The following is a 23,318-nucleotide window of genomic DNA, read 5'->3' as shown; positions in this document are numbered from 1 at the left end:
ACAGCTCAAAGCAACAGCTCAAAGCAACAGCTCAAAGCAACAGCTCAAAGCAACAGCTCAAAGCAACAGCTCAAAGCAACAGCTCAAAGCAACAGCTCAAAGCAACAGCTCAAAGCAACAGCTCTGAGCCATTGCCTAACCCAATCGCTTAGAACCAGGCGCGGATACCAAACGCCACACCACGGCCTGGCAGCGGCGAGTAATCCCGCAGCAGCGAGGTATGCGGACGCGCCTCACGATTGGTCAGGTTGCTGCCGTCAAAGAACACTTCGTAGCTGCTGCTGCCATTGCGGTCCCAGCGGTAGGCAAGGTGTGCATCCACCAGCGTGTAACCGGCACTGGCTTCTTCATTCACAGCAACATCCTTCTGGCTGCCATAACGCACAGCGCCCAGCGAGGCACGCCAGCCACCCAGCGACCAATGCAGGTCGGCGCCAACACGGGCTGGTGCGATGCGCGGCAGGTAGCCGCCGTTGGCCAGCTCGACGTTGTAGTTGTGGGCATGATCGCCATGCGGCACGGCAATGGCGACATTGCGGGTGCCACTGCCATCCAGCTTGGCCTTCACGTAGTCGCCGAACACGCGCAGATCCCAGTCGCCGGCGACGTTTTCAAGCATGTGCCAGGTGGCCTCGGCTTCGGCACCCTTGAACGTTGCATCGTTCTGCGTCCAGGCACGCACCGGCAGGCCTGCTTCGACCACGCCGGTGTCGGCCAGGTAGATGAAGTCCTTGAACTTGGTCTGGTAGATCGCGGCCTGTACGTCGATACGCTCGTTGTGTGCATGCAGGCCCAGCTCCATGCGACGGCCGCGCTCGGTGTCCATGTTGGCGTTGCCGATTTCCAGCGAGCGGGTGGCGATGTGCGCGCCGGCGGCGTACAGCTCTTCGTTGGTTGGCGCACGCTCGGAGGCGTCCACGCCAAAGCGCAGGTCGAAGGTGTCGTTCAAGGCCCAGATGCCGGAGGCCGACAGGTTGGTGGCACCAAAGCTGCGGCTGCGCTGGGCGTCGTTCGGATCAAGCTTGACCTGATCATGGCGTGTGCCAAGCTCCAGCTTGAATGGGCCGAACTGCTTTTCCTGCAGCACGAATGCGCCAATGGTGTCGGTGGTGGTGCCCGGTACGAAGGCTTCTTCGCCGATGGCGCCGAAGTCGCTGCTGCCGAACTGCAGGCCGAATGCGCCGTCCCAGCCGGCCAGCGGTTGTTGCACGGCTTCCAGGCGGCCTTCGAAGCCCTTGTTGGTGAAGCGGGTGGAAGGCGTGCCGGCTTCGAGCTCGGTGTGCTCGTAGTCGGTGTAGCCGCCGTGCAGGGTGAGGCTCTTCAGGAACGAGGTCGGGTTGTACAGACCACCCTTCAGTTCAAACCGGTTCTGCACCATGTCGATGCGCACGTCGTGCTCGCCGCCTTCTTCTTCCGCGTGGTCATGGTCGTCATGGTCGTGACCGTGATCATCATCAGCATGGACGTGGGCGCCATTGGGAATGCCGTAGTTGCTGCGGTAGGTGCTCAGCGATGCGCCGAGGAAGGCCTTGTCGCCCAGCCAGGTGGCGCCTACGCCACCGGCGCGGGTGCGGGTGGAACTGTTCTCAAGGCGGCCACGTGGGCCGAGTTCGCCTTCCAGATCCGCATGGTCGTCGTGGCCATCGGCATCCAGGGCGTGCGGGTCGATCGCATAGCCGGGAATGCGATAGTCATCGCCGTTGCGCACCAGACCGTCCACATGCAGCACAACATTGCCACCGCTGACGCCGTCGAGGCGGAACATGCCGCTGCGTTCCTGGTTGACCGAGTTGCCGCGCAGTTCGGCGCGACCGCTTAGCGGGCGATCCGGTACGTCGCTGGCGATGCGGCCGTCGACCACATTCACCGCGCCGCCGATCGCACCGCTGCCGAACAGCAGGGTGGCCGGGCCTTTCAGTACTTCGATCTGGTCGGCCAGGAACGGTTCGATGCTGGAGGCGTGGTCGGCGCTGACCGTGGAGGCATCCATGTTGCCGATGCCATTGGCGACCACGGCCACGCGCGGGCCTTCCTGGCCACGGATGATCGGGCGGCCCACGCCGGGCCCGAAGAAGGTGCTCTGCACGCCGGGCAGTTTGGCCACGGTGTCGCCGAGGGTGCCGGCTTTGTGCTCATCCAGATCAGCACCGGCCAAGACCTCAACCGGACGCGCCAACGATTCGGCCGAACCCTGCAGCGGCGAGGCGGTGACCTTTACTGCAGTCAGTTCGGTCAGGTGATGGCTCTGCCCGGCGTCGTCATCGGCGGCACTGGCGGCACTGGCGACGGCAGGCAGGGCGGCGGCAAGGGCGAGGAACAGCAGGTGATGCTCGGTGCGACGGGGGAAGGGCATGAGGATTCCTTTGTTACTGTGTATCACTTGGGTGGCAGTCTGAACCGGAGGCGGCAGTGGACTGGCGCAGGCGGTTAGGGCGGGGAGGACAATAATGTTATATTATTCCATAACGTTCCGTCGCCCCTGCTGGAAGTCATGCCCACCCCACCTACCGGACTACGCAAATTCCTCGATCGTTTTGGCGCGACCGGATCCCTGATCTGTGCGGTGCACTGCGCGTTGTTGCCGGCCTTGCTGGCGGTGGCACCGGCCTTGGGGTTGTCGTTCTGGCTCAGTGATGGGGTGGAAGCCACCATCGTCATCTTCGTGACCGTGCTGGGTCTGTTCAGTCTTATCTGGGGTTATCTGCGCCATCGAGCGTTGATGGCCTTGTTGCTGCTGGTGCCGGGCCTGTTGCTGTTGTGGGCGGGCTTGTTGCACCCGGAGCTGCACCACTCACGTATTCCGCATGCGGTGGTGATGACCTTGGGCGGCGTGCTGGTGGGTCTGGCGCATGTGGCCAATTTGCGCTTGAACCACGTGCATATCCACGACGCCAGCTGCGCACATTGAGGGGCGCATGGTAGGCTTCTTGTCCATGCGCGAGGGCGCCTGTTGTGGCCTCGCCAAACCCGTGCTTGCACGGGGTAACTGATTACAAACCAAGGAGTTGACGACATGGGTAAGGGTGACCGTAAGACCGCCAAGGGCAAGCGCTACAACGCCAGCTACGGCATTTCGCGTTCGCACGTGAGCAAGGTGGCCGTGGGCGCAGCTGCGCCGGTCGCCAAGAAGACCGTCGCCAAGGCTGCCGCCAAGAAGGCTGTTGCCAAGAAGACCGTCGCCAAGGCCGGCTGATCCAGCCAGGCAGTGGTTACAGAAAAGCGGCGCGTTGCGCCGCTTTTTTTGTGTCTGTTGCTTGGGGCGGGCTTCGTTCGCGGGCGTGCTTAGCGCGCCCGGGCCACCTCACTTCGATTGGCGTAATGCCTGGTCCAGTGCGTGCGGGTCGCCATCGTTGGGCTGGGCCGGGATGCCGATCAGGAGGGTAAGCAAGGGATAGACGTCGACGTTGTCGAAGGCGGTGAGCTGCTTGCCCTGTGCGAAGGCCGGGCCACGTGCGACGAATACCGCCTGCATCGAAGGCAACGCAGGGTCGTAACCATGCGAGCCGCGGTCGCCTGGCAGGCGCTTTGCGATGTCGTTGCGAGTCAATGCATCCCAGCCCTCCTGCATCTGGCAGATGATGGCCGGCACGCGCGGGTTGCTGCCGTAGTGCCAGCGCGTTGGCAGCTGCGCCTTGTTCCAGCACTGGTAATGCGCGTGCTCGCCGAGCAGCGCCTTTTCCGCATCGGCCTGCTTGCCCGGCAGCGGTGCGAAGCCTACTGATTGACCCACCGACACCACCTTGGCGACATCGGCCGGCACCATGTCCTCAATCGCCACCGCATTGCCGAACTTGACCGTTGCCATGCCGTGATCGGAAACGACAATCACGTTGGTGTGATCGAGCAGGCCGTCGCGGCGCATGCCATCGACCAGTTGGCCGACGGCGGCATCGACCTGCTGTAGAGCTGCTTTGTACTCGGGCGAATCCGGGCCGTGACCATGGCCGGCCTTGTCAACGTGCTCCATGTAGGCGGCAACGAAGCGCGGCTTGATCGCGTCCGGTTCGCCGTGCAGCCAGGCCAGCACCTGATTCATCCGCTCGGGCAGCGGCACGCGCTCGTCGTACATGTGCCATTGATTGGCATGCAGGCCGCGCACCGGCGCTTCGCTGCCCGGCCAGGACCAGGTGGCACTCTTGAACCCGGCCTTGCGCACGCTGACCCAGATTGGCTCGCCGCCGTCCCACCAGGCAGCGTTCTGCACGGCGGAGCGGTCACTGACCTTGAACTCACCAAGCGCATCGGCGCTCATCGCGTTGTGCACCAGCCCGTGATGGTCCGGACGCAGGCCGGTGACCAGGGTGTAGTGATTGGGGAAGGTGAGTGCTGGGTAGGATGGACGCATGCCAACGCTGCGCACGCCCTCGCGGGCAAGTCGCATCAGGTTGGGAGTGTCTGCTTCACTGAGCTTGTCCGCGCGCAGGCCGTCGATGGAAATCATCAATACGGTGGGCGGAACTTCCGGTGCGGCGACGGGGGAGGGGGTGCTGGCGCAAGCAGCGAGCAGCGCGCAGGCCAGTGCAGTGGCCGAAATGCGTAGAAAAGTCATGCGGCAATGATAGGCCGGGCCGGTGACCGTACAAATACAACCTTCGGCATGTTGCTTGGGGCTGATCGACCCTGTAGCCCGGGTAGGCAAAGCGCACCAGGGAGCAACCAGGCTCAGGCAAATAGATCCGCCACCCGCGCACCCTCGCTGGGCACGCCCTCCAGTTTCAACAGCGCCGCCTTGGTCGGTAGTCCGCCACCGAAGCCGGTCAGCGCGCCGTTGTTGCCGATCACCCGATGACAAGGCAGCACGATGGGCAATGGATTGCGGCCATTGGCAGCACCGACTGCACGTGTAGCGGTAGGACGACCAATGCGCTCGGCCAGCTGCCGGTAGCTCCAGGTCGCGCCAAAAGGAATCTGCGCCAGCGTGTGCCAGACCTGCAACTGGAATTCGGTGCCGACCGGCGCAAGCTCCAGCTGGAACTCGTGGCGCTCACCGCGCAGGTACTCCAACAGTTGGCGGCGTGGCTCTGCGACCGCATCCGGGTCACGCTGCCAGTGCTCGCGGCCCTTGGCGTCGTGGCGGTTTTCGGCGAACAGGATGTGGCGTACGCCGACCTGATCGACGGCGACAGTCAGTGCGCCGATGGGGCTGTCGAAACGGTCGTAATAGAGGGTGTTCATGCGCTGGCCTCCGTAACAGGCTTGGAATTCTTTTTCTCGGTTGGTACCGCCAGATGCCACAGATGCAGCACCGCATAGGCGCGCCATGGTCGCCAGAGCTGTGAGCGGCGCTCGGTCTCGCGTTCGCTCAGGCGCTGGTCTTCGCCCAGCACCTGCTGCAGCACCAGGTCGCCGGCAGGGAATGCATCGGGAAGGCCCATCGCCCGCAGTGCCATGTAATGCGCGGTCCATGGGCCGATACCGGGCAGCGCAGTGGCCTTCTGCACGAAGCTCTCCAGCGTTTGTGCGCGGCTGAAATCCAGTCTGCCTTCGGCGCAGGCGCGGGCAATCGCACGCAGGGTGGCAGCACGGGTGCGCGGCAGGCCGATGCTCTCCAGCTCCGCGTCGACCAACGTTGCCGGCGCCGGGAACTGCCGGTCCAGGCCTTCCTGCATGCCAGGCAGGTGCTCGCCGAAGCGATCGACCAGACGCCGCGCCAGCGTGGTCGCCGCGGCGACGCTGACCTGCTGGCCGAGTACGGCGCGCGCTGCGACTTCAAAGCCATCCCAGCCGCCGGGGATGCGCAGGCCCGGCCGCTCGGTGATGCCGCGCGCGAGCAGGGGTTCCTGGCCCAAGGTGGCATGGACGGTGCGCAGGTCGGCATCCAGGTCGAAGACACGGCGCACCTTGGCCACGATGGCGGGAATCGCGCGGGGATCGGTGGTGCCCAGTTGCAGGCGCAGTTCCGGCCGCTTGGGATCTGCGGTGACCCGGATCAGGCTGGCCACGCCATTGGCGACGACCACGCGCTGGTAGCTGCTTTCATCGATGTATTCGATGCCCGGCAACGAGCGACGGCGCAGGAACGCCAACATCAAAGGGAAGTCCAGCGGCGGCCGGTAAGCCAGTCGCAGCACCGGCTCACCGCCAGCGACCGCGCCATGCTGCTTGCGCAGCGCGCTCGGCGGCATGCCGCAGCCTTCGAGGAAGGCGCTGTTGAAGCGGCGGAGGCTGTTGAAGCCCGCCGCCAGTGCGACCTGGGTTACCGGTAGCGCGGTTTCGGTCAGCAGCTGCTTGGCCAGCAACAGGCGGCGGGTGGTGTGCAGCTGTGCCGGCGTGGCGCCAAGTTTGGCCACGAACAGACGCTGCAACTGGCGCGCGCTGATCCCCATCGCCTCGGCCAGCACGGTCGCGGGCTGCTCCTGCAGGATGCCTTCATTGAGTAGGGCAAGTGCCTGATGCAGGGTCTGGTCCTGCAGCAGGTTGGCGTCGTCCGGAGATAGCTCGGGACGGCAGCGCAGGCAGGGACGGTAGCCGGCGGCGCTGGCGGCAGCGGCGCTGGGGTAGTAACTGACGTTCTCGGGCTTGGGTGGCGGTGCCGGGCAGACCGGCCGGCAATAGATGCCGGTGCTGCGCACGGCAGTGAAGAACAGGCCGTCAAAGCGCGCATCGCGGGCCAGGCGGGCTTGTTCGCATTGCACATGGGCGGGCATCAGGAGGTTCTGCATGGCCCCAGTCTAGGCGCAGCCGGTGGCCTCTACTGGCCATTTTCGGACATCAATGCGCGCGACGCTGTGTTGATTCATTGGGCGTTGAGGCAGGGAGGGCGTTGCGCACTAGACTGTCCACCTTCCTGGCGCGGTTGCGCCGTAGTACGGACCTGATTGCTCTCCATGTTGCCCAAGTTCTGCTGGTCGCCGTTGTTGTGTATCGGGCTGTTGGCCTGCAATCCGCAGGCCGGCGATAAAAAGCCCGTGGTTGACCCTGCTACCGCACTGGCCGCTGATGGCGACCACATGGTGTCGATCAATGCCGCCGATGCGCCGACCCCGCCAGCGCCGGTGCTGCCGGCCAAGGACAAGCCCTGGCCCGAGCTGGTGTTGGAGAACGGCAAGGCCTGGGTCAGTTGCGGCACCGACTATGCCGGCGAGAACGGCGATGGCACCGAGCTGGCCGCGTTTGACCGCTCCAGCATGGATGCGGCACTTGAGCCCTGCAAAGAGCGAGGCCTGCTGCGGGTGCGCTACGCCGGCAAGATCAATCCCTCGTTCGCAGCGATGGTGACGCGCTTGGCGGTAGTGGCCGACGCGATGAAGATCAGCCGGCGCATCCTCGACCTCGATTCCAGTGGCGGCCAGGTCGAAGCGGCGATCGTCGCTGGCGACAGCATCGGCGAGTCGGGCTGGACCATCTGGGTGCGCGAAGGCTCGGTCTGCCACAGCGCCTGCGTGTTCGTGCTGGCGGCCGGCGACAACCGCTTGATCTCCGGCAAGGTTGGCATCCACCGGATGATGCGGATCAGCTCCAGCGCCAGTTCGCGCGCGGAGTTGAACAAGGAGCTGCACGAGGTCTACGACAATGTGAAGGACTATCTGCAGCGCAACGGCGTGGCGGTGGGTGTGGCCGACCTGATGATGACCGTGCCCAACCGCAGCCTGCGGGTGCTGACCAGCGAAGAGCTCAAACAGTACGGCTTGGACGGCACCAACGCGGTGCAGGACGACCTGGAACGCATCAAGCAGATGCGCAAATGCGGCGATGATTTCGTACGCCGCAAGGATGCCTTCCTGATCGCTTTCGACCGTGACTGCAAGACGGTGGGTGCGGGCCTGGAAGCGGTGAACAGCTGCGGTCAGGCCTTGAAGGAGCAGTTCGGCTTCCCGGATGAGGTCTGCCCGGAGGAAAGCCCGCTGTCGGAGATCGATACCGCGATGCTGGAGCCAATGCCGACCACCATCCCGACCGGTGCCGCGGCCGCATTTGCTGCTCCGGCGGCGGCGAGCGCACCCGCGCCCGCGGCGACCGTCAACGCGCAGGTAGGTGCATCTGGCACACGGAAATGAACAGGGGGGAGGATGCGGAACGCTGAAAACCGTGATTGGATTGGCATTCCGTTCAACTGAAAGCGTCATGGAGAGAGCTATGCGATCCAGTTGTTTGTTGATGGTGTTGTCCTTGGCCGTGCCGGCTACAGGCGCTTTCGCGCAGGCGCCCGCTGCGGCCCCAGCCCCAGCGCGTGCTGCTACCCCGGCCGCCCCCGCAGCGGCGCCAGCAGCTGCACGGCCGGCGCCAGCGCTCAGTGCAGCGCAGCAGGCGCAGGTGGCCAAGCAGGATGCGGAGATGACTGCTGCGGCGCAGCGGGTTGCGCAGTTGGTGGACGGCCAGCAGGCGGCCTCGGTCTGGGACGGTGCCTCGGCGGTCGCGCGCAAGGCAGTGACCCGTGATGTGTTCGCCAACAACGTCAACGCCGACCGCGCCAAGCTGGGTGCACTGGTATCGCGTGGCAAGCCATCGATCACCCGCGTGCAATACCCGGCCGGTGCCTCGGTGCCAGAAGGCATCTACTTGAACGTCAGTTTCCCGACCCGCTTTGCCAACAATGCGCAGCCGGTACGCGAGCTGGTCTCGTTCCGTCTGGACGAGGACAAGGTGTGGCGCGCCTCCGGCTATAGCGTGCGTGCGGCCTCGGCCAACTAAGCGCCATCACATCGTAGGCATGGCACACGGGCGCCGCAGGGCGCCCGTCGTGTTTGCGCGCTGATTGCCGGGTAGCTGATCTGGATCAATGAATCCTTACATCGGCCTGCTTACCCTGCCTGCGGTAGGCCTATCGGAGTGGCACATGCGCAAGGTGGATGTGGTGGTGGTGGGAGCTGGCCCGGCCGGCTTGAGTCTGGCCCGGAGTCTGGCTGGTAGTGGCCTGTCACTGGCGCTGGTTGAACAACAGCCGCAGGCGGCGCTTGCCGAGCCGGCTTTCGACGGCCGCGAAATCGCGCTGACCCATGCCTCGCGGCAGATCATGCGCAGCATGGGCCTGTGGCAGCGCATCGATCCGGCCGAGATCTCGCCGTTGCGCAGTGCCAAGGTAATGAATGGCAGCTCGCCGTTCGCGTTGGGTTTCGCCGCGCAGGGCGAGGGTGTCGATGAGCTCGGCTGGCTCATTCCGAACCACCTGATCCGGCGTGCCGCCTGGGAGGCAGTGCAGGGCCAGGCCGGGCTGGAGCTGTTGGATGGACGTTCGGTCACTGCGATTGACGCCGGTGAGGCGTACAGCACGGTCAGCTTGAGTGACGGCAGTCAGCTGAGTGCGCAGCTGGTGGTCGCCGCCGACAGCCGCTTTTCGGCGACCCGGCGGATGATGGGGATCGGCGCGCAGATGCGTGACTTCGGCAAGTCCATGCTGGTTTGCAGGATGCAGTGCGAGCGGTCGCATGAGCACGCCGCCTGGGAATGGTTCGGTTACGAACGTACCTTGGCGATGCTGCCCTTGCCGGGCAATCAGGCCTCGGCAGTGATCACCATGCCGCCGCAGCAGCTGCAGCAGTTGTTGGCGTTGGAGGAGGCTGACTTCGGTCGTACAGTCAGCGGCTTCTTCGAACAGCGCCTGGGCGCGATGACCCCGGTAGGGACGCGTCATGCCTATCCGCTGGTGGGGGTGTATGCGCACCGCTTTGTCGGTAAACGTTATGCCTTGATCGGCGATGCCGCGGTCGGCATGCATCCGGTCACCGCGCACGGCTTCAATTTTGGCCTGCACAGTCAGCAACGGCTGGCGCGGTTGCTGTTGGATGCGGTTCGTGGCGGTGCCGATATCGGCGCGGATGGCTTGCTGGCCAGTTACCAGCGTGGGCACCGGCTGGCGACACGGCCGCTGTACGAGGCCACCAATGCCATTGCCGGGCTCTACAACGACAGCCGGCTGCCTGCGCGTTTGCTGCGCGGCGCGGCCTTGCGGGCGGCGCAGGGCGTGGTTCCGTTCAGGAAGTTGATTGCAGGGCATCTGACCCAGGCGCGCGCGTAGCCGGGGGGGGCGGAAAGCTGGGAAGCTGGTTTGTGGGAGCGGCGTAAGCCGCGAAGCCGATGTAGGTGGCAGGCGAGGGTGCGATGCCGGACAGGGCGTGAGCTTCGCGGCTTACGCCGCTCCTACAAACGCTGCGGCGCTGACGGGCGCCGGGAAAGCCTCTTGCCGAGCATGGCTCGGCACTACGTCACTCGTCTTCGTCTTCGTCGTATTCTTCGGCGCGGTTCGGGTCCGGATCGGCAAGTACGTTGATCTGGACATCGCCCAGCGTTACCTGCTGGCCGCCGCGGATCTTGCATGCCTTACGCAGCTCCACCACGCCATCCACGGTGACCTGGCCGTCGGCAATGATCATTTTTGCCTCGCCGCCGCTGGTGACCAGGTCGGCCAGTTTCAGCAGCTGCTTCAGTTCCACGTAATCGCGGTCAAGTTCAAATTCGATGGTCTGCATGGTGTTCACGGATAAAAACGAGTGCTATTGTGCGTCATCGGCGACCCGTGCGGGTGCTCCAACAGGGGCCAAGCGGCGGCCGGTTGTGTTCGTAAGCTGAACGCAAATCAAGCCATGCGCGACAGCAGAGCTGTTTAGAGCGCACAATATGCGTCTTTTCGCCCGCCCGTTCGCGGCGGTGCCCCCGGAGTTACCATGTCCCAAGATACCCCCGCGCCGCTGCTGTTTGCAGATCTCGGCCTATCCGAGCCTGTGATGAAGGCAGTGGCCGAAGTCGGTTACGAGACCCCGTCGCCGATCCAGGCTGCCACCATTCCGGCCATGCTGGAAGGCCGCGACGTGCTCGGCCAGGCGCAGACCGGCACCGGCAAGACCGGCGCCTTCGCGCTGCCGGTGCTGTCCAACATCAATCTTTCCGCCACCAAGCCGCAGGTGCTGGTGCTGGCCCCGACCCGCGAGCTGGCCATCCAGGTTGCCGAGGCGTTCCAGACCTATTCGGCGTCGATGCCGGGTTTCCGCGTGCTGCCGGTGTACGGCGGCCAGCCGTATGCCCAGCAGCTGCAGGCCCTGCGCCGCGGCGTGCACGTCGTGGTCGGCACCCCGGGCCGCGTGATCGATCACCTCGATCGCGGCACCCTGGACCTGTCCGAGCTGAAGACGCTGGTGCTCGACGAAGCCGACGAAATGCTGCGCATGGGCTTCATCGACGACGTCGAAGCCGTGCTCAAGAAGCTGCCGGAAAGCCGTCAGGTCGCGCTGTTCTCGGCCACCATGCCGCAGCAGATCCGCCGCATCGCGCAGACCTATCTGCGTGAGCCGGTGGAAGTGACCATCCAGTCCAAGACCACCACCTCGGCCAATATCCGCCAGCGTTACTGGTGGGTGGCTGGCATGCACAAGCTGGACGCGCTGACCCGCATTCTGGAAGTGGAGCCCTTCGACGCGATGATCATCTTCGCGCGTACCAAGGCCGGCACCGAGGAGCTTGCCAGCAAGCTGCAGGCGCGTGGTCTGGCCGCTGCCGCCATCAATGGCGACATGCAGCAGGCCCAGCGTGAGCGCACCATCGCCATGCTGAAGGAAGGCAAGCTCGACATCCTGGTTGCCACTGACGTGGCTGCCCGTGGTCTGGACGTGGAGCGCATCAGCCACGTGCTGAACTACGACATCCCGTACGACACCGAAAGCTATGTGCACCGTATTGGCCGTACCGGCCGTGCCGGCCGCAGCGGTGAGGCGATCCTGTTCGTGACCCCGCGTGAGAAGGGCATGCTGCGCCAGATCGAGCGCGCTACCCGCCAGCCGATCGAAGAAATGCAGCTGCCGACGGTGGATGCGGTCAATGACCACCGCGTGACCAAGTTCATGGAGCGCATCAGCCAGACCTTGGCTGCCGGCGACATGGATTTCTACCGTGACCTGCTGCAGCGCTACGAAGGCGAGCACAACGTGCCGGCCATTGATATCGCTGCAGCGCTGGCCAAACTGCTGCAGGGTGATTCGCCGTTCCTGCTGAGCCCGCCGGTGCGTGAGCGCCGCGAGCCGTCGTTCGAGCGCAATGACCGCAATGAGCGTCCGGCCCGTGACGGTGGCTTCCACCGCCGTGACGAGCGCGGTGACCGTGGCGACCGCCCGGCCCGTTTCGAACCGCGCTTCGAGCGTGCACCGCGTCATGACGACGGCGAGCGCGCACCGCGCCCGCCGCGTGGCGAAGGTGATTTCGAGTCGCGTCCGCGTCGCGAAATGCCGCCGCGCAGCGCGCCGGAGTTCGGCATGGAGACCTACCGCATTGAAGTCGGTCATACCCATGGCGTGAAGCCGGCCAACATCGTTGGCGCCATCGCCAACGAAGCCGGTCTGGAAAGCCGTTTCATCGGCCGTATCGACATCCACGACGGTCACTCGGTGCTGGATCTGCCGGCCGATATGCCGACCGACGTGCTGCAGCACCTGAAGAAGGTGTGGGTGTCGGGCCAGCAGTTGCAGATGCGCAAGGTAGAGGCGGGTGAGGACCACGGCACTCCTGCGCCGTCGTTCAAGCCGCGCTTCGACAAGGGCGACGGCAAGCCGGGCGGTCCGCGTCCGGGTGGCCCGCGCGGCCCGCGTCCGGGTGGTCCTGGTGGTTCGCGTCCGGGTGGCTTCAAGCCGCGCGGCCCGCGCAACTACTGATCCAGGCAGTCCAAGCGCGTGACCAGACAACCCCGGCAATGCCGGGGTTGTCTGTTTTTGACCGTTTGTCGGCCTGGCAGGACCGGATGGGACGACAAGTTCAAGCCGCGACCGTCTTCACGTACTGCTGGCGGCGGGTTATTGCGATAATGCCGCTTATCCGCGTCGGGGAACGCGAGAGGGAGGCTCATGGCAGAGGGGGGAGCGGCAGTTGCTGGCGGGGCGAGGCGTGGATGGGTCGTGCTCCTGTTGCTGTCGGCGTTCTTCACGTTGTGGCCGTTGCTGGGCGCCGCCCAGCCGCTGCAGGTGGACCGTGACTTTCTGATTGCCGGTGCCGCAACGGCTGAGCAGGCGCCTTTGCGTGCCTGCAGTGCCGAAGCCTTGGCGCGGATGCGCCCTGCCATTGAAATTGCCGCGCCGGAAGGCGGTTGGTCCGGTGCGCCGCAAGGCGTGGGCGTATTCAATGTGTTTGCCGGTGAGGTGATGATTGTCCACGGCGACCGCCAGGTCTGCGGCGATATGCAGGATGCCCGCACCCGCGACTCACGCTTCCGAGCTGGCGTCGGCCTGGTTGTGGTGCCCAAGCAGGGCACGGTAGAACCGATCCGGGTGGCTTGGGAGTCGCCGCTGAAGCCGCGCTGGATTCCCACGGTGCACCTGGCCGCGCCCAGCCCGCTGCAGCAGCAGGACACCTTGCGGCTGGTGGTACGCACCGCCTGCGTGGCGATCGCGCTGGCCTTGGCCTTGTCCGCATTGATGGGCTTCGCCACCACGCGCGGGCGTGATTTCCTGATCTATACCCTGGTCTGCGGGCTGTTGGTGGTGTGGCAGGCGGTGCTGAGTGGACTCAGTGGCTATCCCGAGCCGTGGCTGCCGGTGGATGGTCACGCGCCGGTATGGATGGTCTCGGTATCAGCGCTCAGCTACGCAGTGATGGGCTGGGTGCTGTGGCGGATGTGCGGTGGTCGTCGTGTGCTGCGCGGCTCGCGGCGCTGGATGCAGGGGCTGATGATCGTGCTGGGGCTGGTCGCGGTAGCTGCACCGTTCATGCCTTGGCCGCTGTTGGCGTGGATGGCGGTGGTGCTGGACGACCTGTTCACGCTTATCTGCCTGACCTCTGTAGGGATTGCCATCGTTGCGTTGCGACGGCGTAACTTCCAGGCGCTGGATGGGCTGGTGGCGGTGATTCCGCTGTTGGTGATGGCGCTGGCCGACCTGATGGACAACCGCCTGCTGGTGGAATTCCGGGTCGAGGCGATCCAGGTCTCGGTTACCTGGTTCCTGATGATGGCGGCTTACTCCCTCAATCGCAGCCTCAGTCAGCTGCGCCAGCAACGCGATGAGATGCGTGAGCTTGCCGATACCGACACCTTGACCGGCCTGCCGAATCGCCGCGCTGGCCTGCGCCAGCTCGACCACTATCTGCGCGAGGCCAAGGCTGGTGGGCTGCCGCTATCGATTGGTTTCCTGGACATCGATCTGTTCAAGCAGATCAACGACAACTATGGCCACGATGGCGGCGACCAGGTGCTGATATCGGTGGCCAGTACCTTGTTGACCGGCGTACGCAGCCGCAGCGACGTGATCCGCATGGGCGGCGAAGAGTTCCTGATCCTGTTGCCGGGAATTGGCGCCGATGCGGCGCGGCCGCGACTGGAGCAGCTGCGTGAAAAGGTCACCGTGCAGGCGTGTGGGCTCAAGCATGAAGGCTTGGTGGTCACCGCCAGTATTGGTCTTGCCGAGCTGCAATACCGCGACAATGACGTGGCCGGGCTGCTGCGGCGGGCCGACAATGCCATGTACCAGGCCAAGCGCAGCGGTCGCGACCAGGTGGTGGATGCGCGCGATATTCAGGAAGTGCCCTGAACAAGCCATTCGGCCGTGCTGTTCCGGCCGCGGGCGATGGCGGATAATTCGCTCATGACAATTCGAATCAACAAGCACATTGCCGAAACCGGCTTCTGTTCGCGCCGTGAGGCCGACCGCCTGCTCTCCGCCCGTCGCGTCACCGTCAACGGCATCGTCGCCGGTACTGGTGCGGTCGTGGGAGAAGGTGACGAGGTCAAGGTTGACGGCCAGCCGCTGCGCGCCCGTGCGGTGCAGAAGAGCACCGGCCGTCGCCATGTCTATATCGTGCTGAACAAGCCGGTGGGCATCACCTGCACTACCGAGAGCGCGGTCAAGGACAACATCATCGAGTTCGTCGGCCATGAGCAGCGCATCTTCCCGATCGGCCGTCTGGACAAGGATTCGGAAGGACTGATCCTGCTGACCAGCAACGGCGACATCGTCAACCAGATCCTGCGTGCCGAGAACGGCCATCAGAAAGAGTATCTGGTGGCGGTCAACAAGCCAGTCACCGACGAGTTCCTGCGTGGCATGGCGCGGGGCGTGCGCATCCGCAACGAGACCACACTGCCATGCCGCACCAGCCGCATCGGCAAGTACGGCTTCCGCATCATCCTGGAGCAGGGCTTGAACCGGCAGATCCGCCTGATGGCGTCCGAGTTCGGTTACCGCGTCAACCAGCTGCGTCGCGTGCGTATCGACAACGTCAAGATCGGTGCACTCAAGCCGGGCCAGTGGCGCAACCTGAGCGAGCAGGAGCTGCATGGTCTGTTGCCGCAACAGCAACAGTGGTGAAATGTGACACGCTCACCGCGCCGTGCGCGGTGAGCCGCTAGACTCTGCAGCGCTCTCCATCCTGCCGCTTTGGACTCGTGCATGATCAAGCCCGCCCTGCCTGCGAATGAAACCGAACGTATCGCCGCGCTGCAGCGCTACCGGGTGCTGGATACCGCACGCGAGCAGGAGTTCGACGACCTGGTGACCATCGCCCGCACCATCTGCGGCACGCCGATGGGGGCGGTGACCTTGATTGATCGCGACCGCCAATGGTTCAAATCGCTGCAGGGACTGGATGGCGAGCAGACCCCGCGCGACGAGGCATTCTGCGCGTACACCATCCTCAAGCCGCAGGAGCTGACTGTGGTGGCCGACGCCCGCCAGGATCAGCGTTTCAGCGGCAACCCATCGGTGTTGGGCGATCCACATATCCGTTTCTACGCGGGTGCACCGCTGCTCAGCAGCGATGGCTATGCACTGGGGTCGCTGTGCGTGTTCGACTCGATGCCGGCGCAGTTGGGCACGCCGCAGGCCGAGGCGCTGCGCGCGCTGTCGCGGCAGGTCAGCCGGATGATGGAGATGCGCCTGCTGCGGATCGAGATCGATCATCACCAGGCCGAGCACGATTGGTACGAGGCGCATCTGCTCGAGTACTACCAGCAATTGGAGCAGCTCAATCTTGAGCTGTCCGAGCAGACCCGTACTGATCCGCTGACCGGCTTACCCAATCGCCGCGCCCTGTCTGCTGCGCTCTCGGAAGCGATTGGGCGCGCAGGTGGGGTGCCGCCGGCGGTAGCCATCGTCGATATCGACCACTTCAAGCTGGTCAACGACATCCATGGCCACAACGAAGGTGATCGGGTGCTCACCGAGCTCGCCACGTTGCTGAAGTCGCAGTTCGCCGCGCGTGGCATGGCCGCGCGTTATGGCGGTGAGGAATTCGTGATCCTGATGCCGGATACGCCGCTGCAACAAGCCGAGCTGCAATGCGAATACCTGCGCGAATCGGTGGGCCTGCTGCCGATCGGCCTGCCGATTTCGGTCAGCATCGGCCTGGCCGTGCACCGCGCCGGCGAAGCCCCGGGCGAAACCCTGCGCCGTGCTGATGCAGCGCTCTACCAGGCCAAGGCCGAGGGCCGTGATCGGGTGGTTGTGGCGAATTGAGCCGGGGCGCTGTAGCCCCATAGCCCGGATAAGCGCAGCGCACCCGGGAAGCAGGTAGCGGCGCAGGCGTCGCTTTCCGAAGGAGGGGGCTTCTTCCACCCGACATATGGCGTTTTGGTTTTGGCTTTGGCTTTGGCTTTGACTTTGGCTTTGGTTTTGGCTTTGGTTTTGGCTTTGAGTTTGGCTCTTCGGCTCTTAGTCCTTGCTCGTCATTCCCGCGAAGGCGGGAATCGCTCTGGCACTTGCCTTTGCTCGCGCTTTGTCTTGGCACTGTCTACTACGACCGTGCGAGACGAGACGAAGCAGAACAAGGGCAAAAGCAGAAACGGAAGCAAAAGCCAGAGCGATTCCCGCCTTCGCGGGAATGACGAGCTAGGGCAACAGCACTAGCCAGAGCGATTCCCGCTTTCGCGGGAATGACAAGCTGAGGGCAACAGCAACTCCATCAGGATTCCGCCCCTGACGAATCCTGTCCAGAGCTGGCTTCGGGCGCGCTGCGCCTACCTGGGCTCAACAGCCGATCAGGCGTTTGCTGCGGCCGGTCGAAAACGGTTGAGCAGTGGGTGCAGGAACACACCGCCGAGAATGATCGCCACGCCTAGATAGAACTGTGGCGTCAGCTCATGCTGTTCGCCGAGGAACAGCATCGCCAGCACGATCGCGTAGACCGGTTCCAGATTGGTCACCAACTGCGTGGTGTAGGCGCTCAAGTGCCTTAGTGCGACCAGGGCCAAGGCAAATGGCAGCAACGTGCACAGGCCGGACAGGGCCAGCAGTAACAGGCCATCGTGCAGGTTGGGCAGCACCCACAGATCGCTGGCCAAGGCGGGTAGCAGGAACGGAAGTGCCGGGGCCAACAGGGTCAGGGTCAAGGTGCCTGCGCCCAGTTCCACCGCAGTGACGGTCAGCGGATCGGCGTGGCCGACCATGCGCTTGTTGAGCGAACCGAAGAGGGCAACCAGCAACGCGGATGCGGCACCTACCGCTACGCCCAGACGCATGCCATCGGGCACGCCGCCAACCACCAGCGCGACACCCGGCAGCACCACCACGCCCAGTGCCAATTCGCGCATCTGGAACGGACGGCGCGCGATCCACGGTTCGATGATGGAGGTGAATACCGGCGCCAGCGCGATGCAGGTGGCCGCCACCGAGGCATTGGCCAGCTTCACTGCGCCATAGAAGGTGAGCCAGTGCAGCGCCACCAGTGCGCCGATACCGGCATAGCCCAGCACCAGCCGCAGGTTCAAGCCCGACAGCCCGCGCCAGACCCGCGGCAGCAGCGCCAGCATCGCCACCACCAGCAGCATGCGCCACCACACCAGTGGCAACGCGGACAGGGTGATCAGCTTGCCAAGGATGGCGGTAACGCCCCATAACAGAACGCAGAAATGGATCTGCAGCAGGGCTTTGCGGGTGTCGTCGGTTGGCATCGGTATATTGTCGCCGATGCGGATCGGCAGCGCCGTGCTGCTGGCTTCAGTTTGTGTCGATCAAGCGCTGCAGTTCGCGTGCTGCCGACGGGTTGCGGTGCTTGGCTGCGCTGATGAAGTAGAGGAAAACCTCGCGCGGTGCGGCCGCTGCAACCGGCGCGGCCAGATGCGGCAGCTCGGCCACGTCTTCGCCCTTGCGCCAGCGCCGGACCCGTTCGGCCCATTGTTCGAGTTCACTGACCGGATAGCCGGTCGCGTGTTCGTCGCGGCTGCCCATCAGGCGCGCATAGACGAAGTCGCCGGACAGATCGGCAGCGTTGGGATAGGCGGCTGAGTCCGTATAGACCAGCGCGATGCCGTGCTGGCGGATCAGCGCCACCAGTTCGGCATCGAAGCAGTCGGGATCACGTACCTCCAGCGCGTGCCGCTGGCGGCGGCCGTTGACCCGCTGTGGCAGCAATTGCAGGAAAGCGGCTAGATCGTCGCGGTCCAAGGAGCGCCCGGTTTCGAATTGCCATAGCAGCGGCCCGAGGCGATCACTGAGATGGCCGATGCCATCGATGAAGTCCTCAATCTGGCCGCCAGTGCTGGCAAGTTTGCGTGCTGTGACAATGCGCTTGGGCGCCTTGGCCGAGAACACGAAGCCCTCCGGCGTGGCATCGTGCCAAGCGGCATAGATATGCGGTTTTTGCGCGCCGTAGTAAGTGCCGTTGATCTCGATGCTGGTCAGCTGCTGGCTGGCGAATTCCAGCTCACGGCGCTGCACCAGCCCGACCGGATAGAAGGTGCCACCGCGCCATGGCGCGTAGGTCCAGCCGCCGATACCGATATGCGCACCGGGCGTATGCGGCGCGCTCGCAAACAGATCGTTCAAAGCCAAGCCCCGATGTTTTGTGGGTGCGGTGTATGCCGCTAAGCCAGCAATGTAACCGCACAAGGTAGTGCCGAGCCATGCTCGGCAGAGGCTTTCCCAGTAAACCATCTGCCAACGGAACCGGATGAGTCGCGATGCCAGCACTGCATCAGTCCGCAAAGAGCTTACCCCTCCCCAACCCTCCCCTTGGCCTCCGGCCAAAGGGAGGGAGCGTAGGGGGGGGGGGGGGGCGCCCGCCCACCACGCGGGGGGAGCCGCGCAAGAAGAGCACACCACCCCAACAGCCACCCAGCGCGGGGGCCGGCCCCCCCCCCCCCCCCCCCCCCCCCCCCCCCCCCCCCCCCGCCGCCCCCCCCCGCTTGGGGGGTCCGCCCCCCCCCCCCCCCCCCCCCCCAAAAACACGCTGGGTGCCCACGGGTCATAGCTGCCAAACCACCACAGGTGGCCCTCCGGGTCGCGGCAGGCATAGCCGCGGCCGCCGTAGTCCTGGTCGGCGATGTCGATGACGATCTCGGCGCCGGCGGCCTTGGCCTGCGCGTAGTGCGCATCGGCGTCGCTGACGATGACGCAGGCGCTTTGCGTTTCCATGCCGCCGACTTCGTCGGGCTGGATCATGTTGCTGCCCCATTCACTGGGCTGCACCGAGCCGAGCATGATCATGCCGTTGCCGAACACCAGCTGTGCGTGATGCACCACGTTGCCTTCCTGATACACGGCGTGACGCTGGAAGCCGAACGCCGTGCACAGCCACTCGATGGCGGCTGGCGCATCGCGGTAGCGCAGGCAGGGAATGATGGTGGCGGTGGTGCGGGCGGCGAGATCCATGGTCGCGTGTGGGCAGCTGTGGAAAGGCGAGAGTGGGCGTGCGCGCGTTACCATCGCGAGAAGGCCAGCGCAGCGCTGGCACCGATCCACACAGGAGCGTACTTTGAATAGTTGGTTGGGAAGCGGGCTGGTGCTCGCGATGGGCGTGGCAGCACCGATGGCCTCCGCACAGGAAGCAGTGCCGACCGAACTGCAGCAGCTGGATGCCACGGTCGAGCGCGTGCGCCAGCAGTTCGATGTGCCGGGCGTGGCCGTGGCCGTGGTCAAGGATGGCAAGGTGATCCTGGAGCGCGGCTGGGGCCTGCGCGAACTTGGCAAGCCCGAGCCGGTGCAGGCCGACACCTTGTTCGCCATTGCTTCCAATACCAAAGCCTTCACCGCCACCTCGCTGAACCTGCTGGCCGAAGAGGGCAAGCTGAAGATGGATGACCGGGTGGTCGACCACCTGCCGTCGTTCCGCATGTCCGATCCCTACGTCACCGGCGAGATGCGCATCCGCGACCTGCTCTCGCACCGCAGCGGACTGAGCCTGGGCGCGGGCGACCTGCTGTTCTGGCCGACTACCCGCTACAGCAATGCGGAAGTGGTGGCGCGGCTGGCGCAGGTGCCGTTGAAGAACGGCTTCCGTGATCGTTACGCCTACGACAACATCCTGTACGCGGTTGCCCAGCAGGTGATCGAGAAAGTGTCCGGGCAGTCATTTGCCGACTTCCTGCAGCAGCGCATCTTCAACAAGGTTGGCATGAGTGGAACGCGCTACAACGCCGACCATCTGCAACCGGGCGACAAGGCTGCAGTCGGCCATGCCAAATTCGATTTCAAGGATCTGCGGCCAGTGCCGCCGCTGACCTGGTCCAACAACGCTGGTGCCGGTGGCATCTATTCCAGCGTGCATGACCTGGCCAAGTGGATGAATGTGCAGCTGGCCGAAGGCAAGCTCGCCGATGGCACGCCGCTGTTCACCGAGAAGACCCAGCAGCAGATGTGGCAGATGCAGATCCCGCAGGTGGTGCCCAAGCCTTCGGTGCCTGAGCTGGCGCCGGCACGACCGAACTTCGCCGGTTACGGCGAAGGCTGGAGCCTGAGTGATTACCGTGGGCAGAAGCTGGTGTGGCACACCGGCGGCTGGCCGGGGCAGGTGTCGCGTCTGACTTTGGTGCCGGAGCAGAACCTTGGCGTGGTGGTGTTGACCAACCAGGAATCCGGTGCCGCCTTCAATGCGATCACCATGAGCGTGCTCGATGCCATGCTCGGCGCGCAGGGCAATGACTGGGTGGCCGCGTATGCCGCTGGCGTCGCCAAGGCGCAGGGCAATGCTGACGAAGGCTGGGACAAGCATGTGGCTGCGCGCGACGCCAAGAGCAAACCGTCACTGCCGCTGTCCGGCTATGCGGGCACGTATCGCGATGCTTGGTACGGCGATGTGTTCGTCGAGCGGCAGGGCGGCAAGCTGCGCCTGCGTTTCGGTGCGACGGCTGATCTGGTGGGTACGATGGAGCACTGGCAGCACGACACCTTCATCGTGCGCTGGGACAACCGCTCGCTCAACGCCGATGCCTTCGTCAACTTCAGCCTCGACCCGGATGGCAAGGTGCGTGAGGTGCGGATGCAGGCGGTGTCCTCGCTGACGGATTTCAGCTTCGACTTCCAGGACCTGCTGCTGAAGCCGAAGGCGGATTGACGGGATAGTTGGAGCGGCGTGAGCCGCGAAGCAGATGGATCATCAGTTTGCAGTTGCTCAGGGGTGTGGAAACGATGTCAGCTTCGCGGCTGACGCCGCTCCCACAACCAGACAGATCCACATCGCCTAGACAGACACAACACAGGCCGCGATGGGACAATCGCGGCCTGTTCTGGTTTTACAGGCCGTGGCGATGCTGCGCTGGTTCGAATCCCTGATTCCCGTTTTCCCACCGGTCGACACCCGTACGCCGCCGCGCGGCGTGGTGCGCTTCTATCTGCACTACCTGCGCCCGGTATGGCCGGTGCTGTTGGCGACGCTGATCGCTGGCCTGTTACTGGCCTTGGTGGAAGTGGCGATGTTCGACTTCCTCGGCCGCATCGTCGACATGCTTGCCGATGGCCCAGGCAACGGCTTCTTCCAGCGCCATGCCAGCGAACTGCTGTGGATGGCTGGCATCACTCTGCTTGCGCGTCCGCTGCTGGTAGCCCTGCACAACCTGCTGGTCAACCAATCCATCGTGCCGGGCCTGAGCAACCGTTCGCGCTGGCTGATGCACAACCATGTGGTGCGGCAGAGCCTGAGTTTCTTCCAGAATGATTTTGCCGGTAGCGTCGCCAACCGGGTGATGCAGACCGGCACCTCTCTGCGCGAGTCTGCGGTGCAGATGGTGGATTCGCTGTGGTACATCGTGGTTTATACCGGCACCGCGCTATATCTGTTTGCGCAGGTGGATTGGCGTTTGATGCTGCCGTTGGCGATCTGGCTGGTGGCCTATGTCGGCATCGGTGTGTACTTCGTGCCGCGCATGAAGCACCGCGCCTGGATTGCGTCGGACGCGCGCTCGCGGGCGATGGGCCGCATCGTTGACGGCTATACCAATATCGCCACGCTCAAATTGTTCGCACATAGCGGCCATGAGCAGCGCTATGTCGCCGAGGCCATCCAGGAGCTGGCCGAGAAACACCGCGCGCAGACCCGGATCACCACTGGGCTGGAGATGGTAATCGCCATCCTCAACGGCTTCCTGATCGTAGGCACCTGCGCGCTGGCCTTGTGGCTATGGCAGGACAGCCTGATCAGCGTCGGGGCAATCACCTTGGCGACTGGATTGGTGATCCGAATTCACAATATGTCTGGCTGGATCATGTGGACCATCAACGGCATCTTCGAGGACATCGGCACGGTGCAGGACGGCATGGAAACCATCGCCCAGCCCTTGACCGTGCAGGACGCGGCCGATGCCAAACCGCTGGTTGTCACTGCCGGCGCGGTGGATTTCCAGAACGTGCACTTCCATTACGGCAAGCGCGGCGGGGTGATGGCTGGTTTGAACCTGGCGGTGAAGCCGGGCGAGAAGATCGGCCTGGTCGGGCCGTCGGGCGCCGGCAAGTCCACCCTGGTCAATGTGTTGCTGCGGCTGTACGACCTGGAGAGTGGCAGGATCCTGATTGATGGACAGGACATCGCCCACGTCACCCAGGACAGCCTGCGCGCGAATATTGGCGTGGTTACCCAGGACACCTCGCTGCTGCATCGTTCGATCCGCGACAATCTGCTGTACGGCCGTCCGGATGCCAGCGAGGAGCAGCTGCGCGCCGCCGTGGCCAAGGCCCGCGCCGAAGGTTTCATTGATTCATTGGTCGACGGACAGGGCCGGCAAGGCTACGACGCCCATGTTGGCGAGCGCGGCGTGAAGCTTTCCGGCGGACAGCGCCAACGCATCGCCATCGCCCGGGTGTTGTTGAAGGACGCACCGATCCTGATCCTCGACGAGGCAACATCGGCGTTGGATTCAGAGGTTGAGGCGGCGATCCAGGACAGCCTCGATGAGCTGATGGGTGACAAGACCGTTATCGCCATTGCCCACCGCCTGTCGACCATCGCGCGCATGGACCGGTTGGTGGTGATGGATCAGGGCCGCATCGTTGAGACCGGCACACATGCGGAGTTGGTTGCCGCAGGCGGGTTGTATGCGCGGCTATGGGCGCGGCAGACCGGCGGCTTTGTGGCCGCCGAGGGCTGATGCCCAGGGTAGCGGACCTGCTGTAGTGGGGGGGGGGGCGGACGGGGGCGCGCAAACGCGCCAACACCACCCAAAACCACCCGACCACACAACGAAACCACACCCCAACACACAA

18 protein-coding genes and 1 pseudogene are annotated in these 23,318 nt (G+C 64.6%); 11 read left to right on the top strand and 8 right to left on the bottom strand.

The window, feature by feature from the left end; translation table 11 throughout:
* Positions 1–148: 148 nt before the first annotated feature.
* Positions 149–2,353, bottom strand: a complete 2,205-nt coding sequence (locus ACVOLZ_RS19375; protein WP_481517548.1) for a TonB-dependent receptor — start codon at positions 2,351–2,353, stop codon at positions 149–151.
* Between the two features lie 138 nt (positions 2,354–2,491).
* On the opposite strand from ACVOLZ_RS19375, the gene ACVOLZ_RS19370 reads away from it, so the two are divergent.
* Entirely contained in the window at positions 2,492–2,908 is a 417-nt protein-coding gene (locus tag ACVOLZ_RS19370) for a MerC domain-containing protein (protein WP_481517547.1), read from the top strand.
* A 105-nt stretch (positions 2,909–3,013) separates the two neighbouring features.
* A complete protein-coding gene (locus ACVOLZ_RS19365) occupies positions 3,014–3,193 on the top strand; it encodes a 30S ribosomal protein THX (RefSeq protein WP_481517546.1) in 180 nt (59 codons plus the stop codon).
* Positions 3,194–3,301: 108 nt separating this feature from the next.
* Here the strand turns inward: ACVOLZ_RS19365 and ACVOLZ_RS19360 are convergent, their stop codons facing one another.
* The 3 genes from ACVOLZ_RS19360 to ACVOLZ_RS19350 form a co-directional block, all read right to left on the bottom strand.
* The gene (locus tag ACVOLZ_RS19360) at positions 3,302–4,549 is read right to left on the bottom strand and encodes an alkaline phosphatase family protein (protein ID WP_481517545.1); all 1,248 of its coding nucleotides are present in this window, start codon (positions 4,547–4,549) and stop codon (positions 3,302–3,304) included.
* Between the two features lie 113 nt (positions 4,550–4,662).
* A complete protein-coding gene (locus ACVOLZ_RS19355) occupies positions 4,663–5,175 on the bottom strand; it encodes a methylated-DNA--[protein]-cysteine S-methyltransferase (protein ID WP_481517544.1) in 513 nt (170 codons plus the stop codon).
* A complete protein-coding gene (locus ACVOLZ_RS19350; protein WP_481517543.1) occupies positions 5,172–6,662 on the bottom strand; it encodes a DNA-3-methyladenine glycosylase 2 family protein in 1,491 nt (496 codons plus the stop codon). Before ACVOLZ_RS19350 ends, ACVOLZ_RS19355 begins: the two co-directional genes overlap by 4 nt.
* A gap of 165 nt (positions 6,663–6,827) precedes the next feature.
* Between ACVOLZ_RS19350 and ACVOLZ_RS19345 the strand changes: the two genes are divergently transcribed.
* The 3 genes from ACVOLZ_RS19345 to ubiM all read left to right on the top strand — a co-directional run bounded on the left by ACVOLZ_RS19345 (position 6,828) and on the right by ubiM (position 9,955).
* Positions 6,828–7,997: a COG3904 family protein gene (locus ACVOLZ_RS19345; protein ID WP_481517542.1), complete on the top strand. Its 1,170-nt coding sequence runs from the start codon at positions 6,828–6,830 to the stop codon at positions 7,995–7,997.
* A 79-nt stretch (positions 7,998–8,076) separates the two neighbouring features.
* The gene (locus tag ACVOLZ_RS19340) at positions 8,077–8,631 is read left to right on the top strand and encodes a DUF4019 domain-containing protein (protein ID WP_481517541.1); all 555 of its coding nucleotides are present in this window, start codon (positions 8,077–8,079) and stop codon (positions 8,629–8,631) included.
* 145 nt (positions 8,632–8,776) lie between these two features.
* Entirely contained in the window at positions 8,777–9,955 is a 1,179-nt protein-coding gene (ubiM, locus tag ACVOLZ_RS19335; RefSeq protein ID WP_481517552.1) for a 5-demethoxyubiquinol-8 5-hydroxylase UbiM, read from the top strand.
* 187 nt (positions 9,956–10,142) lie between these two features.
* On the opposite strand, the gene ACVOLZ_RS19330 is transcribed toward ubiM, so the two are convergent.
* On the bottom strand, positions 10,143–10,406 hold the full coding sequence (locus ACVOLZ_RS19330; protein WP_481517551.1) for an RNA-binding S4 domain-containing protein: 264 nt from the start codon (positions 10,404–10,406) through the stop codon (positions 10,143–10,145).
* A gap of 195 nt (positions 10,407–10,601) precedes the next feature.
* Here ACVOLZ_RS19330 and ACVOLZ_RS19325 point away from each other — a divergent pair, with 195 nt between their 5' ends.
* From ACVOLZ_RS19325 to ACVOLZ_RS19310, 4 genes are all read left to right on the top strand, one after another.
* On the top strand, positions 10,602–12,575 hold the full coding sequence (locus ACVOLZ_RS19325) for a DEAD/DEAH box helicase (RefSeq protein WP_481517540.1): 1,974 nt from the start codon (positions 10,602–10,604) through the stop codon (positions 12,573–12,575).
* Positions 12,576–12,815: 240 nt separating this feature from the next.
* Positions 12,816–14,441: a GGDEF domain-containing protein gene (locus ACVOLZ_RS19320; protein WP_481517539.1), complete on the top strand. Its 1,626-nt coding sequence runs from the start codon at positions 12,816–12,818 to the stop codon at positions 14,439–14,441.
* A 54-nt stretch (positions 14,442–14,495) separates the two neighbouring features.
* Positions 14,496–15,218, top strand: a complete 723-nt coding sequence (locus ACVOLZ_RS19315) for a pseudouridine synthase (protein ID WP_481517538.1) — start codon at positions 14,496–14,498, stop codon at positions 15,216–15,218.
* 81 nt (positions 15,219–15,299) lie between these two features.
* The gene (locus tag ACVOLZ_RS19310) at positions 15,300–16,364 is read left to right on the top strand and encodes a GGDEF domain-containing protein (protein ID WP_481517537.1); all 1,065 of its coding nucleotides are present in this window, start codon (positions 15,300–15,302) and stop codon (positions 16,362–16,364) included.
* A gap of 521 nt (positions 16,365–16,885) precedes the next feature.
* Here the strand turns inward: ACVOLZ_RS19310 and ACVOLZ_RS19305 are convergent.
* The 3 genes and pseudogenes from ACVOLZ_RS19305 to ACVOLZ_RS19295 all read right to left on the bottom strand — a co-directional run.
* Positions 16,886–17,797, bottom strand: coding sequence for a DMT family transporter (locus ACVOLZ_RS19305; protein WP_481517536.1), 912 nt, complete (start codon positions 17,795–17,797; stop codon positions 16,886–16,888).
* A 46-nt stretch (positions 17,798–17,843) separates the two neighbouring features.
* Positions 17,844–18,671 carry a DUF72 domain-containing protein gene (locus ACVOLZ_RS19300; RefSeq protein WP_481517550.1) on the bottom strand — a complete coding sequence of 276 codons (828 nt, stop codon included), beginning with the start codon at positions 18,669–18,671 and terminating at the stop codon, positions 17,844–17,846.
* Between the two features lie 411 nt (positions 18,672–19,082).
* Positions 19,083–19,496: pseudogene (locus tag ACVOLZ_RS19295) on the bottom strand (VOC family protein); the annotation flags it as partial.
* A 139-nt stretch (positions 19,497–19,635) separates the two neighbouring features.
* Here ACVOLZ_RS19295 and ACVOLZ_RS19290 point away from each other — a divergent pair.
* Positions 19,636–21,177 (top strand): serine hydrolase, encoded by a 1,542-nt coding sequence (locus ACVOLZ_RS19290; RefSeq protein ID WP_481517549.1) that lies wholly within the window; start codon positions 19,636–19,638, stop codon positions 21,175–21,177.
* A gap of 193 nt (positions 21,178–21,370) precedes the next feature.
* A complete protein-coding gene (locus ACVOLZ_RS19285) occupies positions 21,371–23,203 on the top strand; it encodes an ABC transporter ATP-binding protein (RefSeq protein ID WP_481517535.1) in 1,833 nt (610 codons plus the stop codon).
* The last annotated feature ends 115 nt before the right edge of the window (positions 23,204–23,318 follow it).

The sequence above is a fragment of the Stenotrophomonas sp. STEN020 genome (genome assembly GCF_056760195.1).
This window is presented reverse-complemented; position numbering and strand designations above follow the sequence as displayed.